Raw genomic sequence first — 17,820 nt, forward strand, 5'->3', positions numbered from 1 at the left:
TTTTGTGTAGATAGTCTCGCTATTGACTATAATAAACCAAACCAACAAAATTATGAATGCATTACAAACAGCAGATTACATTGTTTTCCTTATTTATTTTGTAATAGTCACCTCTTATGGTATGTATATTTACCGAAGTAAGAAAAATGCAGTTACAAGTTCGAACGACTATTTTTTAGCCGAGGGTTCGCTTACCTGGTGGGCTATTGGAGCTTCATTGATTGCTTCTAATATTTCGGCGGAACATTTTATTGGAATGAGTGGTTCGGGCTTTGCACTTGGGTTAGCAATTTCTTCTTATGAGTGGATGTCTGCGGCAACATTAATTATTGTAGCGGTATTTATTCTTCCGGTGTATTTGAAGAATAAGATTTTTACAATGCCACAATTCTTGGCAAAACGGTATAATGATACCGTAAGCGCCATTATGGCTGTAATTTGGCTGTTGATTTATGTTTTTGTAAATCTTACTTCGATTATTTATTTGGGAGCTTTGGCTATTTCATCGATAGCACCTGTTAGTTTTGAATTTTGTGTTATCGGATTGAGTTTATTCTCGGTTATTGTTACCTTGGGAGGAATGAAAGTAATTGGATATACTGATATGTTTCAGGTAATTGTATTGATATTGGGAGGTTTGGTAACTACTTATTTAGCATTAACCTTACTTTCAGAACAGTTTGGATTTGGGAAAGATATTTTTAAAGGATTGTCTATTATAGCCGATAAAGCTCCGGGACATTTGCAGATGATATTTGATAAATCAAACCCACATTATTCAGAATTGCCGGGAATGTCAGTGATTATAGGAGGGATGCTAATTAATAATCTGGCTTATTGGGGCTGTAATCAGTATATTGTTCAAAGAGCTTTGGGAGCCGATTTAAAAACGGCCCGAAAAGGAATTTTGTTTGCTGCCTTCTTGAAATTATTAGTTCCGGTTATTGCAGTTTTGCCTGGTATTGCTATGTATGTGATGCATGAAAACGGAATGTTCCAACAGGAAATGCTGGATGCCGCAGGAGTTTTAAAACCGGATCGCGCTTACCCTACTTTGATGAATTTATTGCCGGCAGGTTTGAAAGGAATTGCTTTGGCTGCTTTGACAGCTGCAATTGTAGCTTCTTTAGCCGGAAAAGCGAATAGTATCTCGACGATTTTTTCTCTGGATATTTACAGAAAATATTTCGATAAAACGGCATCTGAAAAAAAATTGGTGCGTGTGGGAAGAGCTGTTGTTGTAGTAGCGATGCTTATCGGAGCCATTGTGGCTCCATCGTTAAAATCTTTAGATCAGGCTTATCAGTTTATACAGGAATATGTAGGTTTCTTTTCTCCGGGAGTATTGGCAATATTTATGTTAGGAATGTTTTGGAAAAAAACTACCGCTAATGCCGGACTTGCAGGCGCATTGTTGACTGTGCCTATTGCTACAGTTTTGAAGTTTTTGCCTGTGTGGACTAACGGAGCTTTTCCTGACTATCCTTTTTTAGACAGAATGAGTATTACTTTTGTTATGATAGTTGCCATCATGGTAGGGGTTAGTCTTTTAAAACCGGAACCGCAGCAATTGCATGAAAAACACAAAATTGAAGTAGATACATCAATGTTTAAAGTATCATCAGGATTTATAATTGGTTCGTTTATTATTTGTAGTGTATTAGTGGCTTTATATACTGTTTTTTGGTAAAAGGTAAATTTATTTTATCTTTTCAAAAAGAGTATAAGTGAAAAAAAATATAGATTATAGTTTAGTTTTTAGATTGAAAAGGATTTTGCTTTAAATAGTGAAATCCTTTTTTTTGTTAAGCTAATGCTGTGAAATTTTAGCTAAAAAGCTATTAGTTATTCTCAAATACGGAATAGTTTGTTCTCATGATAACAGAAAATTGTAGTATCTTTAAGGATGATTTTAGTGATTATTTAAAGCCAAATTTTAAAATATACAGTATTATGATTTCGATTACAGCCATTATAAAAAGCAAAAAAGAAAACATTGAAGAAGTAAAAAAAATGGTTCATAATCTGGTAAGCAATACAAGGAGAGAAGCAGCTTGTGTTCGTTATGATTTGCATTATACCGAAAATGTATTTATCATTTGGGAAGAATGGAAAGATCAGGCCGGACTTGATATCCATAATAATCAGTCGTATTTAATCAATTTTATTGCCGATAGTGAGACCTTATTAGCAGCACCTATTCAGGTTTACAAGACTACTCAGGTAATGTAAGAGATTGTTTTTGTTTAATTCAGGATTAGTCTTTGAATATAAAACCCAATCCCATTTTGCGAAGCATTTTTTTTTCGAATGCCCAGAAAAATTTGAATTGGCCAAACAAAAAACCAATTAGAACTAAGAGAATTTGGTATAAAGGAAAAATTAAAATGAGACGAATAGGAGTGTGCCAGAAACCAAAATCCTCTTTAAGGATTCCTAACCAAATACATACTGGTTTTGAAATCCATGCCGAAGCTGATCCTGTAATGGCAAAAACGATAAAAACTATTGTAAGTTGAAAATTAGAAGTAATTCCCCAACGTTTTTTTAATCCCTTCATCTTTATTTATAATGATAACAAATGTAGTAAAGATTATCTTAAAGGAACGTGACCCCATAGTTTTTGACGGTAATTATTTTGAAAATAAATCATATAATTGTAAATCAAATAATTTACTTCATAGCCATAATCAATATTAGGGTCGTAATCAATGGTCATTTCGTATAAATTTCTGCTGTAACGTTGTGGTTGCAAAAAGCGATTATTCCATTCGTTTATGTATAATCTGTTTTTGTTTTCTAAATAACTTTGGGTGTAAAAGCCACGAGGATAGGCCATAGAATTAAGCCACATATTAAAACCGGGATCAATAATGATTACTTCATATTCTAAGTCTTTGTTAGCAATTTTAATTGTGTCGTTACTGCCCGAAGTTAAAGCTTCTTTTTGAGGAATAGTTGTTTTTTGACTGGCACAACTTAGTAGTATGAGTCCTAAAATCAATGTTAATATGTAAAGTTTATTTTTCATGATATTAGCCGGATTTGAGTTACTTAAATTTACGAATTAAATCGCTGATATAAGTCGGTTTTTATCAAAAATGCCATTTGTGAATAAGACAAATGGCATTTTTAAAAGAATTTTATTTGATATTTACTTCCCGAAAAGTTTTCCCAGCATTCCGCCTAAACCTCCTTTTTTAGTTAGTTCTTTGGCATCTTCTAAGTCAATTTTTCCATCGGAGTTTTGATCTAAACCAAAATGAAGTCCGTATTTACCTATAGCGTCCATGATGCTGGCATGTTCAGGACTGTCGCCACCGGTTAAGGCATCCAGTAATCCGGAAAGGCTGATGCTCTTATCTTTAGGGTCATTAGCTTTGTTAATTAAGGAACTGAGTACTTTAGGAATCATGCTTGTAGCTGTGCTAATGGCAGTAGTAGAATTAATTCCTAATTTTTGAGTCAATGAATTGGATACTTCATCGGTGATTTTTTGTATAGTGGGATCATTTTTATTAATGTCCTTACCTTGTAATAAGCCCGCAATTTGAGATAAATCAGCTTCGGTTGCTATTTTTTGTAAACTTGAAAATATAGAATTGCTGGTTTCTTTCAAAACTGCCTCATTTTGTTCGTTTGGGATAGCCTCGTTTTTTACAACAGCATCTTGTCCAAATTCTTGTACTAGTTGATTTAATTGTTCTAACATGAGCTTTTTTTTTTTTTAAATGGTTTAATCAAATATAATGAAAAAAGGACTCATTACCAATTGATAAAGAGTCCTTTTGTGTTATATAATTCTTAAACTATTAGCTCAAAATGCTAATGATTTGAGATGCTAATTCAGTTCCAATTCTGTCCTGAGCTTCTCCAGTTGCAGCTCCAATGTGTGGAGTCAAAGAGATTTTTGGGTGCATTAAAAGTTGAGTAGCAGGAGTTGGTTCGTTTTCAAAAACATCTAAACCGGCAAAAGCAACTTTTCCGCTGTCTAAAGCTTTAACTAAATCAACTTCGTTGATAACTCCACCACGAGCACAGTTTACAATTCCAACTCCGTTTTTCATTGTAGCGAATTCTTTTTCGGTTACAATATAACCGTTTTGTGCAGGAACGTGTAATGTGATGAAATCTGATTCAGCGAATACAGACTCTAATGACTGAGTTTTGATGGTAGTAGTGATAGATTGTCCGTCAAAGAATTCAACTTTTACATCTACCTGAGGAATAAAACTATCCGCAGCAATCACTTTCATACCTAAACCTAGAGCCATTTTAGCTGTAGCCTGACCAATACGACCAATACCTACAATTCCTAAAGTTTTACCTCTTAATTCAACACCGTTAGCATAGGCTTTTTTCAAATCGTTGAATTTAGTGTCTCCTTCTAAAGGCATGTTTCTGTTAGAATCGTGTAAGAAACGTACACCTGTTAATAAATGACCAAAAACCAATTCAGCTACAGATTCTGAAGATGAAGCAGGAGTATTGATTACGTGAATTCCTTTGCTTTTAGCATAATCCACATCAATGTTATCCATACCTACACCACCACGACCGATGATTTTTAGTCCTGGACAAGCATCGATAATATCTTTACGAACTTTAGTTGCACTTCTTACTAAAACTACGCTTACGTTGTTTTCGTTTACAAAGTTAGCTACTTGTTCCTGAGCTACTTTTGTAGTGATTACTTCAAAACCACCTTTTTCTAAAGCTAAGATTCCACTTTTTGAAATCCCGTCGTTTGCTAATACTTTCATTTCTTTTTTTTATTTTTAAAGATTCGAATTCTTTTTGGTTGAAATAAAGAACGATTAAAAGTTTTTGACCTTTAATCGTTCTCTTTATTTGTATGTTTTGTTTTTAAACGTTTTTTTCTAAAGCTTGCATTACATCTACTAACACTTGTACGCTTTCAATTGGCATAGCGTTGTAGATAGAAGCTCTGTAACCACCTACTGAACGGTGTCCAGGTAATCCTGAAATTCCGGCTTCTTTCCACATTTTGTCAAATGTTTCAGTGTGCTCCGGGTTAGTTAGTAAGAAAGTAACATTCATATTAGAACGGTCTTCAACAACAGCAGCACCTTTAAATAATGGATTTCTGTCGATTTCTCCGTAAAGTAATTCCGCTTTTGCGTTGTTTAATTTTTCAACAGCTGCAACTCCGCCTTTTTCTTTAATCCATTTCATAGTCAATAAAGAAGCATAAACAGAGAAAACAGGTGGTGTATTGTACATACTGTCTGCTTTGATATGTTTAGCGTAGTCTAACATACTTGGGATAACACGACCGTTTTTACCAAGGATTTCTTCTTTAACAACTACTAAGGTAGTTCCTGCAGGTCCCATGTTTTTTTGAGCTCCGGCATAGATAATGTCAAATTGAGAAAAATCAATTACTCTTGAAAAGATATCTGAACTCATATCGCAAACCATTGGAATATTAGTTTTTGGGAATGATTTCATTTGTGTACCAAAAATGGTATTGTTAGAAGTACAGTGGAAATAATCTGCATCAGCAGGAATTTCATAATCTTTAGGTACATAAGTGTAGTTGTCTTCTTTTGAAGAAGCAACAATTACAGTTTCTCCAAAGAATTTAGCTTCTTTAATAGCTGCAGTAGCCCAAGTTCCTGAATCTAAATAAGCGGCTTTCCCGTTTTCTTTCATCAAGTTGTAAGGAACCATTAAAAATTCAAGGCTTGCTCCACCTCCAAGAAAAAGAGCTTTGTATCCTTTTCCTTCTAATCCTAGTAATTCAAGAGCCAAAGCTCTTGCTTCGTCCATAACAGCAACAAAGTCTTTGCTGCGGTGCGAAATTTCTAAGATAGATAATCCTGAATTATTGAAGTTTAAAACAGCTTGTGCTGATTTTTCAAAAACTTCTTGTGGTAAGATAGATGGTCCTGCGCTGTAGTTGTGTTTTTTCATGGTGTATTTAAGTCCAAAAAATTAAAATGCAAATTTCGGTAATAGGAGTTGAATAAGCATTAAATTATTCATAATAATTATTAAAAAAAAATCTATGTTATTAACAAAAACGATATAGTATCGGTATTATCGGCATAATCCCATAATTTAGGCTGTTGTGTCTGTCCAAATGCGACACTGTTTTTTACTAAATTATTACTCACAATACATTGAATATTGTCGGCTTCTGAATTCAGTCTTTTTTCTAAATCAGCAAGGTTTTCGTAATATTCATAAAAAATACTCGAAATAGGAGAGGCGTGGCTATTATCTTCTTTGATAGTTAAAAAACCATTGTCTAATAATTTGAAATTACTCATTAGGAAAACAGCTTTGTTGTAATCATAATTATTAGCATATTTTTCATATTTGATAATATCCTGATATTCAAACATGGCTTCGAAAAAAGCGTCAAAATTATATCCTTTTGGAACAAAAAGTTTAGAAACATTGCGGCATCCTAGTCCAAAATACCTAAAAATGTCCTCGCCTAAAGCTACTAATTGCTCTTTGGTTTCTTCTCCGTTTAAAATAGCAACAGAATTTCGGCTTTTGCGAATAATAGACGGTTTGTCTTTAAAATAATATTCAAAATAACGGGCGGTATTGTTGCTTCCGGTGGCAATTACAGCGTCGAAATTTTCTAATTTTCCTTCGCTAAAAGTGATTTTATTAGCTAATTCCGGTTTGATATGGATAAGATATTTGACTAAAAAAGGCAATAAATGTTGGTCATTTGATGATGTTTTTACCAAAACATCATGTCCGGTGATTAATACCGACAGAAAATCGTGAAAACCAACCAGCGGAATGTTTCCGGCTAATATCAGTGCAATTTTCTTTGGTTTTACATTCGTAAAATCATAAGCGTTTAACCAGGTGTTCAGATTTTCTTCAGTCAGGGCATTTGCCCAGGATTGAATTGCATAATACACTTGTTCAGGTGTGTACCAGCCATTATGAGATTGAGATAAGTGAATTAAATCAACAAAGGAATCAAAAAAAACAGCATTGCCTAAAACGTCTTTTTTGGGACTATTTTCGGCTTCGGAAAATTGACTTAAAAATTTTCCCAATTCGATAAACGCATTTTTTTTATTTTCTAATGTCATAATGTTTGTTTATGAAATGTTTTGATTGTAATTTTGCACAAAAGTAAGATTTAATAAGTCGAAAGTCAAAAGTCTTCTATCAAATGTTTTTTTGGTTGTGTGATTTTAACTTTTAAAAAATAAATACAGAATAAAATGGCAATTATCATAACAGACGAATGTATCAATTGTGGTGCATGTGAACCGGAATGTCCAAATACAGCAATCTATGAAGGAGCTGACGATTGGAGATATAAAGATGGTACAACATTAAAAGGAAAAGTAGTGCTTCCAGACGGAACTGAAGTAGATGCTGATGAGGCTCAAACTCCAATTTCTGATGAAGTTTATTATATTGTTCCGGGTAAATGTACAGAGTGTAAAGGGTTTCATGACGAGCCACAATGTGCTGCTGTATGTCCTGTGGATTGTTGTGTTCCTGATGATAATCATGTAGAGGATGAAGAAACCTTGTTAAACAGACAGGCTTTCTTGCATAATGAATAGTTGATTATATATAATTTCAATTTAAAAATCCTGAGTGAACCACTCAGGATTTTTTTTGCGCTACAATTACAAAAGTATCGTAAGCATAAGTTTTTCTGTCAATAATTTCAATGATTTCAAAGTGATTGAGATAGAGGAATAGCTGTATTTCGTTTAGTGTAAAGACTCTTACGGTGGCGTAGTCATTTGCAATTATTTTAGTGTCGTCTATTGTGTCACTATAATATTTAGCGGTCCATTCGAGTAGAAAATTGTCGTGCAGGCTTACTTCCCAACTGCTTTTTCGACTATAATTAACATCTTTGTGTTGGGCTGAGTGAATAATAGGGCTGTTTTCTTTGATATATGGAATGAACCTGTTGGCGTCTATGAAATCAAAAATTATCACACCATCTGTATTAAGATTGTTATGCAGACAGTTAAAAGTATCATTGATGTCGTTGTTTGAAATTAAGTAACTCGTAGAACGACTGGTGATAATTATAGCATCAACTTTCTTTTCGAGATTAAAATCGCGCATATCGGCGTGAATAAAGTGACATCCGGGATTCCTTTTTTGTGCAATGCTAATCATGCTTTTGCTGTAATCAAGACCGATGTAGTTTTGTTTGTTTTCGATAAAGCGTTGAGCCAGATTCCCGGTTCCGCTGCCTATTTCTAAGATGTTTTTAGGTTTGTTTTTTTGCAGTAAGTTGTTGTAAAAAGTATATTCCCTGTCGTAGTCTATGAAACTTTGGTACATAGCATCATATATTTCGGCCATTTTATCAGGATAAATACTGGTCATAATAATATACAATTAGTTATTGATAGCTTTGCTATAAAATCTTTAAATAAATCGAAGTTAATTCGGTTGAAAAGGGCAATTGCAAGATAAGATTTTTTGCTGAAAACATTGGTTTTGTAATTTTAAAATTACCGGCTTAGAATTAGAAAAAAGATAAGAAAAAAGTATTTTGGGGGCTTGTTTTGCGGTCTTGAAAGTAGTGTTGGATTAATTTTGCAAATATGCTATCTATAGATTTTTATATCTTATATTTGCAACCGTTTAAATTAAAAAACTAAAAAAAAGTCTGGTGATAAAAGCGCCGGCTGTAAACAATACGATCATGAAAGCAGGAATTGTAGGATTACCAAATGTAGGGAAATCAACTTTATTTAATTGTTTGTCAAATGCTAAGGCGCAAAGTGCCAATTTTCCATTTTGTACTATCGAGCCTAATATTGGTGTGGTAAATGTACCGGATCCAAGAATTGCCCGATTGGAAGAATTAGTAAAACCGGAACGAGTACAAATGGCAACTGTTGATATTGTGGATATTGCAGGATTAGTGAAAGGAGCCAGTAAAGGTGAAGGTTTGGGGAATCAATTTCTTGGAAATATCCGGGAGTGTAATGCGATTATTCATGTTTTGCGTTGTTTTGATAATGATAATATTGTACACGTTGATGGAAATGTGAATCCTATTCGTGATAAAGAAACAATAGATATCGAATTGCAGTTGAAAGACTTAGAAACGGTTGAAAAACGTTTGGAAAAAGTAAATCGTGCGGCTAAAACCGGAAATAAGGAAGCTCAGGCTGAAAAAGCGCTTTTGGACCGAATTAAAGACGCTTTATTACAGGCAAAATCTGCTAGAACAGTTGTTCCGCAATCGAATGAAGAAGAGGTTTTGATGGAAGAATTCCAATTGATTACTACCAAACCGGTTTTATATGTTTGTAATGTAGATGAAGCTTCGGCGGTAAACGGAAATAAATATGTAGATCAGGTACGTGAATTAGTAAAAGATGAAAATGCAGAGGTAATTGTGCTTTCTGTTGGTGCTGAGGCTGATATTACCGAATTAGAAAGTTACGAAGAGCGTCAGGTTTTCCTGGAAGATTTAGGATTAACTGAGCCGGGTTCGGCAGTATTGATTCGTGCGGCTTATAAATTATTGAATTTACAGACTTATTTTACGGCAGGTGTAAAAGAAGTTCGTGCCTGGACCATTAACATTGGAGATACTGCTCCCAAAGCGGCTGGAGTTATCCACACCGATTTTGAAAAAGGTTTTATTCGTGCGGAGGTAATTGCTTATGAAGATTTTTCGAACTATGGTTCGGAATCTAAAGTGAAGGAAGCTGGAAAATTGCGTGTGGAAGGAAAAGAATACATTGTAAAGGATGGTGACGTAATGCACTTTAGGTTTAATGTGTAGTGTTTTTTAAAATAACACATGATTAAATAGATGAAAAAGAACCTGCAATTAATCTTGTAGGTTTTTTTTGTTTTTGTTAAGTTTTTTTTGTTATTTTATACAACCCAAATCAATACTTTTTAGCTTATGAGACTTCAGCAAATCATTTTAAATGATAAGAAAGAAGAAAGAATTTTATTTACTTCAAAAGATTTTAATGCAAATAAGGCTGATTTGGTATTAGCTTTTGGGGAAAGGATTTTTCTAGATGAAATAAAACCCTATACAACACTAAATAATATATATCCTAACGCTAATATTGTTATCTGTTCAACTTCAGGACAAATTTCTAATACATCTTTGATTGAAAGAAATCTTGTAGCAACTTCAATAAATTTTGAAAAGACAACGATTAAAGCTATTGAAATTGATATTACAGCGAACCATAATATTCAGCAAATAGGAAATATTATACATAAAGATTTTTTTACTGAAGATCTTAAATCGTTATTGATACTTTCAGAAGGTAGTTTTGTTAATGGAACGGAACTTATTAACGAACTGGTTAAAGAAACCGAAGGTAATATTCCTATTTTTGGAGGTTTAGCAGGTGATGAATATCATTTTGAAAAAACAATTGTGGGTTTAAATAAAGATGCTTCTCCTGAAAAAATTGTAGCAGTTGGTTTTTATGGTGATGCCATTCATTTTGGTTTTGGTTCAGAAGGAGGCTGGAGTGATTTTGGTCCGGAAAGAGAAGTGACACTCTCAGAAAAAAATGTTTTATACAAAATTGGTGATAGGTATGCACTGGATTTGTATAAGGAATATCTGGGTAAATATGCAGATGAATTACCGGGTTCATCATTGTATTTCCCACTTTCAATGAAAGAAAATGAAAATTCAGAACCAATAGTACGAACTATTTTGTCTATTGATGAAGAAAAAAAATCGATGACTTTTGCAGGTAATATTCCTGAAGGTTCTTTTGTCAGACTGATGAAGGGAAACTTAGATAAATTGATTGATGCTTCTTATAGTGCGGCTTCTCAAACTTTTTCAAAACAATCTGTAAAACCGGAATTAGCATTATTAGTGAGTTGTGTGGGGCGAAAAATTGTTCTTGGAAATAGAATTGAAGAAGAGTTAGAGGTTGTACAAGAAGTATTTGGCGAAAATACATTGCTTTGTGGTTTTTATTCCTATGGTGAAATTTCTCCAAAACTAAAAAAAGTAGCTTGCGAATTGCATAATCAAACAATGACTATTGCAACGATTTATGAGGAGTTATAATGGAAAGAGAAAATTTACATAGACTTTTGAACAGACAAATCAAAAAGCATTTTTCGGATGATTTCATTGCGAACAATGAATCTGTTCAAAAGTTTATAGAAGTAGTTAATCTTTCGTATTTAAATTTCGAAAAAGATGCCGAATTGTTTGAACAATCTTCGCGGTTGAATGATTTAGAATACAATAAAATAACTGAAAAACTAAAACTTGAATTACAGAAAAAAGAACATATTGAGAGTAAATTAATTGAAGCAATAAAGCAATTAAATGAAAATGAAGTAAAGTTTAGTAATGGAGATGATTCTGAAAGTTTATTAAAAGTTTTGCAAAATGAAATAGATTATAAAAGGGAATTTCAGGATGAGTTGTATCAGGCTAAAATGAATGCTGAAAAAGCAAATGAAGCCAAATCTGATTTTCTTTCCATTATGAGTCACGAAATTAGAACTCCGCTCAACGCTATCATTGGTTTGATTTACATAATGGAAAAAGAAAATACTTTGAATAGTTTTCAGGAAAATCTGGAGGTTTTAAAGTATTCGGCTCAAAATTTATACATGCTTATCAATGATATTTTGGATTTTAACCGCATTGAAGCCGGTAAGGTGGAGCTTGAAAAAATACCGTTTGATTTCAAAGAATTAGTTGTACATATCGCGCAATCGTTAAAAATTAAAGCCTCAGAGAATTTAAATACAATTGAGGTGCTAATTGATGATGATTTCACTCCTTTTTTAATTAGTGATCCTTTAAGGATAGGTCAGATTATAACTAATTTAGTTTCAAATGCCATCAAGTTTACTAAAAACGGAAGCATTAAAATTAAGGTTGATCAGATTGAAAAAAAAGAAAATATTTCAGTCTTTAAAGTTCAGGTTATCGATAGCGGAATTGGGATTGATGTAGTTAAGTTTAAATCTATTTTTCAAAAATTTGAGCAGGCCGAAGTAAAAACTACACGTCAATTTGGAGGAACAGGTTTGGGCTTAGCGATTACTAAAAAATTACTTCGTTTATTAAATTCAGATATAGAATTGGAAAGTGAAATTGGAGTTGGATCTAATTTTAGTTTTATTTTGGAATTGCCATATTTTTTGACCGATTTAGAAATAAAAAATAATATTGTACATCACGATTATAAAGAGGAAAGTTTAGACGGTTTAAAAGTTCTTTTAGTAGAAGATAATTTGATAAACATTAAAATAGCGGAAAAAATATTGAAACAGTGGAATGTACAAGTAGATAAGGCTGAAAATGGACTTATTGCTGTTGAAAAGTTTAAAACAAATACCGATTATGGAATTATTTTAATGGATTTATCCATGCCGGTTATGGATGGTTACGAAGCTACTGCAATAATAAGAAAATCGAATGCACAGATACCTATCATAGCTCTGACCGCCTCATCATCTTATAGTTATCTTGAGAAAGCTTTACAGATTGGTGTTAATGATTATGTTATCAAGCCATTCAATCCCAAAGAGTTGAACATGAAATTAAAGAAATATTATAAATAATGTTTTTTATAGTTAGCAATAGTATTAATTTCAAGTTCAAATAATTCAGCGGAAATCATAGCGTTTTTTCTTGTTGTTATAATCATAATTCCTTAGATAATAATTTTCATTATGTTTAAATTGCATACGAAAGCAGTGTTATTATTATGAGAAAACAATTTGGTGCAAAAGTAACGAAGAAAGAAATAGAAAAATATTCTAAATCTGTTCATTGGAAGGGTAGTATTTTTGAAAATTTAGAAGAAACGAAGATGAGTTTTTCATTATCTAGTATGCCGGCATTTCTTCGTAAACAGTTTTGTGAAAAAGAAAGAAGAGAAGCGAAAAATCTCCCGATTGTTTCTTTTGGAAAATCATTGATTGATGAGGCCTATACCAAAATGCAAAGTATTTGGTATGGACATTCGGCTATTTTTATGAGATTGAATCATAAAAATATATTAATTGATCCTATGTTTGGTAATGACGCTGCCCCGATAGCTCCTTTTAAGATTAAAAGGTTTAGCCAGAACACATTAAATATCTTGAATGAATTGCCGGAAATAGATTTGGTTCTGATTTCTCATGATCATTATGATCATTTGGACTATGAAAGTATTTTGATGCTTAAAAGTAAGGCTAAATTATTTTTTGTCGCTTTAGGAGTCAAAAGACATTTGGTTTCCTGGGGAATCCCTAGGCATATTATTACTGAATTTGATTGGTGGGAAACTCATGATTTTGAAGATATTAAAATTACATTTACACCTACAAGGCATTTTTCAGGAAGAGGTTTAACCGATAGAGCTAAATCATTGTGGGGAGGATGGGTTTTAAAAGCTGCTTCCGAGAATATCTGGTTTAGTGGAGATAGCGGTTATGGTGAGCATTTTAAAGAGATTGGCAAACGTTTAGGTCCATTTGATTTTGCATTTATGGAATGTGGTCAGTATAATGAAAATTGGCATCAGATTCACATGTTTCCGGAAGAAAGTGTTCAGGCGGCTATAGATGCAGGTGTTCAAAAATGTATTCCGGTGCATTGGGGAGCGTTTGCTTTAGCGCAACATCCCTGGAAAGAACCTGTTGAGCGATTTTTAAATAAAGCAATGCAGGAAAAACTAAGTTTTTTAACGCCTAAAATAGGAGAACTATTCAGATGTAATTCAGATAGTCGCTCTCAAAAGTGGTGGGAAGATATAAATTAAAAATACCAAATCATGAAAATAATCGCATTTGGCGGAAGCCCTAGTAAAAACTCCATCAATAAAAAATTAGCCATTTACGCCAGTAGTTTATTCGAAAATGCCGAAGTGGAAATTTTGGATTTAAATGATTACCAAATGCCACTTTTTAGTGTAGATATTGAAGCAGAAGTTGGTCAGCATGAGTTAGCAAAAGCCTTTTTGGCTAAAATTGAATCAGCTGATTTTTTAGTGGTTTCTTTAGCTGAAAATAACGGAAATTACTCTGCTGCTTTTAAAAATTTGTACGATTGGTGTTCCCGAATTAATGGAAAAGTGTTTCAGGGAAAACCAATGTTATTAATGGCAACTTCGCCAGGAGGTCGAGGAGGAGCATCGGTTTTGGAAATAGCCAAAAATGCTTTTCCCCGTTATGGAGCGGATATTAAAGCCACTTTTTCGTTACCGAGTTTTAATGAGAATTTTGATGCTGAAAATAACAGAATATCCAATTCGGAATTTGATAATCAGTTGAAAGAGATTGTTATGAGTTTAGAAAAATAGACTATAGATTTTAAAATTTTTAGAGGTAGAATCATCAAACAAGAATCTTTGGGTTTATTTAAAGAATCTTGATTGATGATTTTTTATTTTTTATATTGAATTCTTTTGATAATTTTTGTTTTTGTGTAATATTTCGCTCTTTTTGATGTTTTTATGTTAATTAAGTGTGGAATTAATTTTGTGTTTCTTTTCGATAATTTTAGGTTTAGAGTGGATATTTTTTATATTTGCTTTAGTATCTTTTTTGTAGTTTTTTTAATTTAAAGCATAGAAAAGATTGAATATTTGATTTAGTTAACGCAAAAATATGATAAATAGAAAGCAAGCATCTTTAGAACTGACTTTGTTGGTGTTTATCATGTCTTTATTTATCATTGGTGTTGGAATTTACGGTGTTTTAAAAATTCGAGAATCAAATAACAATTCAAAAGAATTATATACTGATAGAATAGTACCAATGGATCAATTGGCGGATATTCGTTTTTATACTTCCAATATCATTGCAACTGCTCACCAAATTGATGGAAAACAAATTGGATATAAAGAAGCACTTCAAAAGATTACTCAATCACAAGACAGTATCAAAGTAAACTGGGAAAATTATCAGCAAAGTTATCTTACGAATAAAGAAAAGCAATTGGTTTTAAACGCCAAAATACAGATTGATAAATCCGATAATACTATTGAAAAATTGAAATTGGCGTTGAAAGAAGAAGATGCTAATTTACTGGATTCCATTCTTAAGAATGAGTTGTATCCTAATTTGAATTCGGTTATTATTGAAGCGAGTAATTTGCTTCGTTTGCAAGTTAAAATTGGTAAAGCAATTAATCAAAATAATGATAGTATCTATAAAGCCTACACATCTGAAATTATTTGGATTATACTCATTGCTTTTGGATTTGCAGTTCCGTTTTTATATTATCTTATAAGAAAAAATAGTGCTATTGTCAGTGATTTAAAATTAAACGATGCTAAATTGTTTCTTACTGAGAAGAATTATCGCAACTTGATTGAATATGCGGGGGAAGCTATTTTGATTCTTAATGAAGAGACGGAAATTATTGATTTGAATGAAGCAGCTTGTACTTTGTTTGGTTACACACGGGAAGAATTACTTCGTATTAATATTTCTGAATTAGTGCCTTCCGATGAAATTGAAAAACAAGTAGAAGATGTTGCTTTAATAAGGAAAAACAAATTTGCACAAATAAGCAGAAAAATAAGAAGAAAAGACGGTTCTTTTATTCAAACAGAAATTAGTAACAGATTAATGGATGGAAAAGGTTTTTTTGCTATTATACGCGATGTTACTGCTCGAAAAAATGCTGAAGAAGTAATAAAAAAATCAGAAGAAAAGTATCGTTATTTGTTTGATAATAGTCCTGCTTATATTATAATTTGGGATTTAGAAACGTTGGAAATTTTAGAAATAAATAATGCTGTATTGTGTAAGTATGGCTATAGTAAAGAAGAATGGTCAAAAATGTCAGTTTTGGATTATCGTCCCAAAGAGGATTATTCTAAAATAGAAGAATTTGCGAAGTATATGTTGGTAAATGAGGAGCCAATTGTAACAAGAAATTGGAGGCATCATAAGAAGAATGGAGATGAAATGATTATGGAAATTGCTTCTCATAAAATTGAATATAATAATCGAAAAGCTATATTGTCTCTTGCTAATGATGTTACAAATCAAATAAAAGCAGAAGAGAAATTGAAGGAACGAGAAGCACAATTGGATTTATTTATTGGACACAGTCCGGCATCTTTGGCTATGTTTGATACAAAAATGCACTATATTAAAACCAGTAATCGCTGGATTGAAGATTATAATCTTTCAGGACAGAATATAATTGGAAAAAGCCATTACGAAGTTTTTCCTGAAATTGGTCAGGAATGGAAAGATATTCATCAACGTTGTTTGCAAGGAGTTATAGAAAAAAGAGAGGAAGATTCGTTCTTGAGAGCAAATGGAAATGTAGATTGGGTAAAATGGGAGATACGTCCTTGGCATAAATCTACTGGAGAAATCGGAGGTGTAATTATGTTTACTGAAGTGATTACCGAGCGTAAAAAAGCTACAGAAATGTTTAAAAATCAGTTTGATAATGCTCCGGATATTATTCTTTATGTAAATAAATTGTATAAAATAGAGGCGATAAATAAAGATTCGCCAATAGGGAAGACAGTTGATGAGTTGATAGGTGCCGATTGTATTGAAGTTTTGCCTGAAGAAAGTCGAAAAGATGCAAAGGAAAGATTGGACAGGTGTTTTGCTACAGGGGAGAATCAGGAATTTGAAAATCAGCTGAATTTTGGACGTTGGGTTCGTTCCCGATTAGTTCCCATTGAAGTTAATGGTGAAGTGCAGCATGTTATGATTTTTGCCACGGATATAACCGAGAGAAAACAAGCCGAAATTCAACTGCTACAAGGTGAAGAAAAGTACCGTGTTCTAACCGAAAATATAAGTGATGCTATTTTACTTTTAGATAAAGAGGGTGGGATTTTGTATCAAAGTCCTTCAGCTGAGCGAATATCTGGGCGTAGTTTTGAAGATGTCAAAGAAAAAAGTTTTACCGAGTTTTTAGTTTCAGATGAATTATTCCGTGGACAGCTTTTTTTGAAAGAAATTTTAGAAAACCCTAATGTGCCTAAGCAAAATCAATTTAGAATTAATCATAAAAAAGGACATGAAATTTGGATTGAAGGAACAGCCATCAATCTATTAGAAAATGAAAGTGTTAAAGCAATCATTCTGAATTATAGAGATGTTACTGATAAAAAAATATTTGAAAATGAATTAATTCGCTATAATTCAGAATTAAAAAAAACCAATGCCGAATTAGATCGTTTTGTTTACAGTGCTTCCCATGATTTGCGTGCACCACTAAAATCGATGTTGGGACTTATTTATGTGACTAAAGAATGTGCTGATCCGGAAGATAGTGAGTTACATGAAAGGTTGGCAATGCTTAATAATAGTGTGGGGAAATTGGATGATTTTATTGAAGACATATTGCATTATTCCAGAAATGCCCGTCTGGTTTTAGATAAAGATGAAATTAATTTTAGAAAAATAATCGAAGAGATTAAAGGAAGTCATAAGTTTATAGAAGGAATCAAAGGAGTGCAATTGCATGTAGAGATCAGTTCGAGTGGTTTATTTGTTTCCGATTATCGAAGGCTAGGTGTGGTTTTGAATAATCTTCTTTCTAATGCTCTTAAATATAGAGATCTTTCTAAAGAAAAGTCTTTTGTGAATATTATAATTCGTAGTGATAGAACCAATGCAATTATTGTTATTGAAGATAACGGAGTAGGTATTGCCAGTGATGACAAAGAGAAAATATTTGAAATGTTTTATAGAGGAACCACACTTTCTTCGGGTTCAGGTCTTGGTTTGTATATTGTAAAAGAAGCTCTGGAAAAACTGGGAGGGACAATTAATGTAGAATCAGAGCAGGATAAAGGAACTAAGTTTATTGTTGAAATTCCTAATCAAATTAGTAATTTAAATTAA

At 32.7% G+C, this 17,820-nt stretch carries 16 protein-coding genes; 9 read left to right on the forward strand and 7 right to left on the reverse strand.

The window, feature by feature from the left end; genetic code table 11:
* Positions 1-52 precede the first annotated feature (52 nt).
* On the forward strand, positions 53-1,690 hold the full coding sequence (locus tag IEV84_RS04895; RefSeq protein WP_188493032.1) for a sodium:solute symporter family transporter: 1,638 nt from the start codon (positions 53-55) through the stop codon (positions 1,688-1,690).
* A 263-nt stretch (positions 1,691-1,953) separates the two neighbouring features.
* Positions 1,954-2,232 (forward strand): putative quinol monooxygenase, encoded by a 279-nt coding sequence (locus IEV84_RS04900; RefSeq protein ID WP_188493033.1) that lies wholly within the window; start codon positions 1,954-1,956, stop codon positions 2,230-2,232.
* A gap of 25 nt (positions 2,233-2,257) precedes the next feature.
* Here the strand turns inward: IEV84_RS04900 and IEV84_RS04905 are convergent, their stop codons facing one another.
* From IEV84_RS04905 to IEV84_RS04930, 6 genes are all read right to left on the reverse strand, one after another.
* Entirely contained in the window at positions 2,258-2,560 is a 303-nt protein-coding gene (locus IEV84_RS04905) for a DUF6787 family protein (RefSeq protein ID WP_188493035.1), read from the reverse strand.
* Between the two features lie 33 nt (positions 2,561-2,593).
* Positions 2,594-3,031, reverse strand: a complete 438-nt coding sequence (locus IEV84_RS04910) for a DUF6146 family protein (protein ID WP_188493037.1) — start codon at positions 3,029-3,031, stop codon at positions 2,594-2,596.
* Between the two features lie 123 nt (positions 3,032-3,154).
* Complete coding sequence (locus IEV84_RS04915; protein ID WP_188493040.1) at positions 3,155-3,712, reverse strand: hypothetical protein; 558 nt, start codon at positions 3,710-3,712, stop codon at positions 3,155-3,157.
* Between the two features lie 100 nt (positions 3,713-3,812).
* On the reverse strand, positions 3,813-4,763 hold the full coding sequence (locus IEV84_RS04920) for a D-2-hydroxyacid dehydrogenase (RefSeq protein WP_188493042.1): 951 nt from the start codon (positions 4,761-4,763) through the stop codon (positions 3,813-3,815).
* 103 nt (positions 4,764-4,866) lie between these two features.
* Complete coding sequence (serC, locus tag IEV84_RS04925) at positions 4,867-5,937, reverse strand: 3-phosphoserine/phosphohydroxythreonine transaminase (RefSeq protein WP_066330059.1); 1,071 nt, start codon at positions 5,935-5,937, stop codon at positions 4,867-4,869.
* 92 nt (positions 5,938-6,029) lie between these two features.
* Positions 6,030-7,088, reverse strand: coding sequence for an acyl-CoA reductase (locus IEV84_RS04930; RefSeq protein WP_188493044.1), 1,059 nt, complete (start codon positions 7,086-7,088; stop codon positions 6,030-6,032).
* 135 nt (positions 7,089-7,223) lie between these two features.
* On the opposite strand from IEV84_RS04930, the gene IEV84_RS04935 reads away from it, so the two are divergent.
* The gene (locus tag IEV84_RS04935; RefSeq protein ID WP_066330057.1) at positions 7,224-7,574 is read left to right on the forward strand and encodes a 4Fe-4S dicluster domain-containing protein; all 351 of its coding nucleotides are present in this window, start codon (positions 7,224-7,226) and stop codon (positions 7,572-7,574) included.
* A gap of 43 nt (positions 7,575-7,617) precedes the next feature.
* Here IEV84_RS04935 and IEV84_RS04940 read toward each other — a convergent pair whose 3' ends face one another.
* The gene (locus IEV84_RS04940; RefSeq protein ID WP_188493046.1) at positions 7,618-8,361 is read right to left on the reverse strand and encodes a class I SAM-dependent DNA methyltransferase; all 744 of its coding nucleotides are present in this window, start codon (positions 8,359-8,361) and stop codon (positions 7,618-7,620) included.
* A 322-nt stretch (positions 8,362-8,683) separates the two neighbouring features.
* On the opposite strand from IEV84_RS04940, the gene ychF reads away from it, so the two are divergent.
* The 6 genes from ychF to IEV84_RS04970 all read left to right on the forward strand — a co-directional run bounded on the left by ychF (position 8,684) and on the right by IEV84_RS04970 (position 17,820).
* On the forward strand, positions 8,684-9,778 hold the full coding sequence (gene ychF, locus IEV84_RS04945) for a redox-regulated ATPase YchF (protein WP_188493576.1): 1,095 nt from the start codon (positions 8,684-8,686) through the stop codon (positions 9,776-9,778).
* A 126-nt stretch (positions 9,779-9,904) separates the two neighbouring features.
* Complete coding sequence (locus tag IEV84_RS04950; protein WP_188493048.1) at positions 9,905-11,050, forward strand: FIST signal transduction protein; 1,146 nt, start codon at positions 9,905-9,907, stop codon at positions 11,048-11,050.
* Entirely contained in the window at positions 11,050-12,567 is a 1,518-nt protein-coding gene (locus tag IEV84_RS04955; protein WP_188493050.1) for a response regulator, read from the forward strand. The genes IEV84_RS04950 and IEV84_RS04955 overlap by 1 nt, the downstream gene beginning before the upstream one ends.
* A 146-nt stretch (positions 12,568-12,713) precedes the next feature.
* On the forward strand, positions 12,714-13,754 hold the full coding sequence (locus tag IEV84_RS04960) for an MBL fold metallo-hydrolase (RefSeq protein ID WP_188493052.1): 1,041 nt from the start codon (positions 12,714-12,716) through the stop codon (positions 13,752-13,754).
* 12 nt (positions 13,755-13,766) lie between these two features.
* Positions 13,767-14,294 carry an NADPH-dependent FMN reductase gene (locus IEV84_RS04965; protein WP_188493054.1) on the forward strand — a complete coding sequence of 176 codons (528 nt, stop codon included), beginning with the start codon at positions 13,767-13,769 and terminating at the stop codon, positions 14,292-14,294.
* Between the two features lie 307 nt (positions 14,295-14,601).
* On the forward strand, positions 14,602-17,820 hold the full coding sequence (locus tag IEV84_RS04970) for a PAS domain S-box protein (RefSeq protein ID WP_188493056.1): 3,219 nt from the start codon (positions 14,602-14,604) through the stop codon (positions 17,818-17,820).

The organism is Flavobacterium palustre, from assembly GCF_014639535.1.
GTDB lineage: Bacteria > Bacteroidota > Bacteroidia > Flavobacteriales > Flavobacteriaceae > Flavobacterium > Flavobacterium palustre.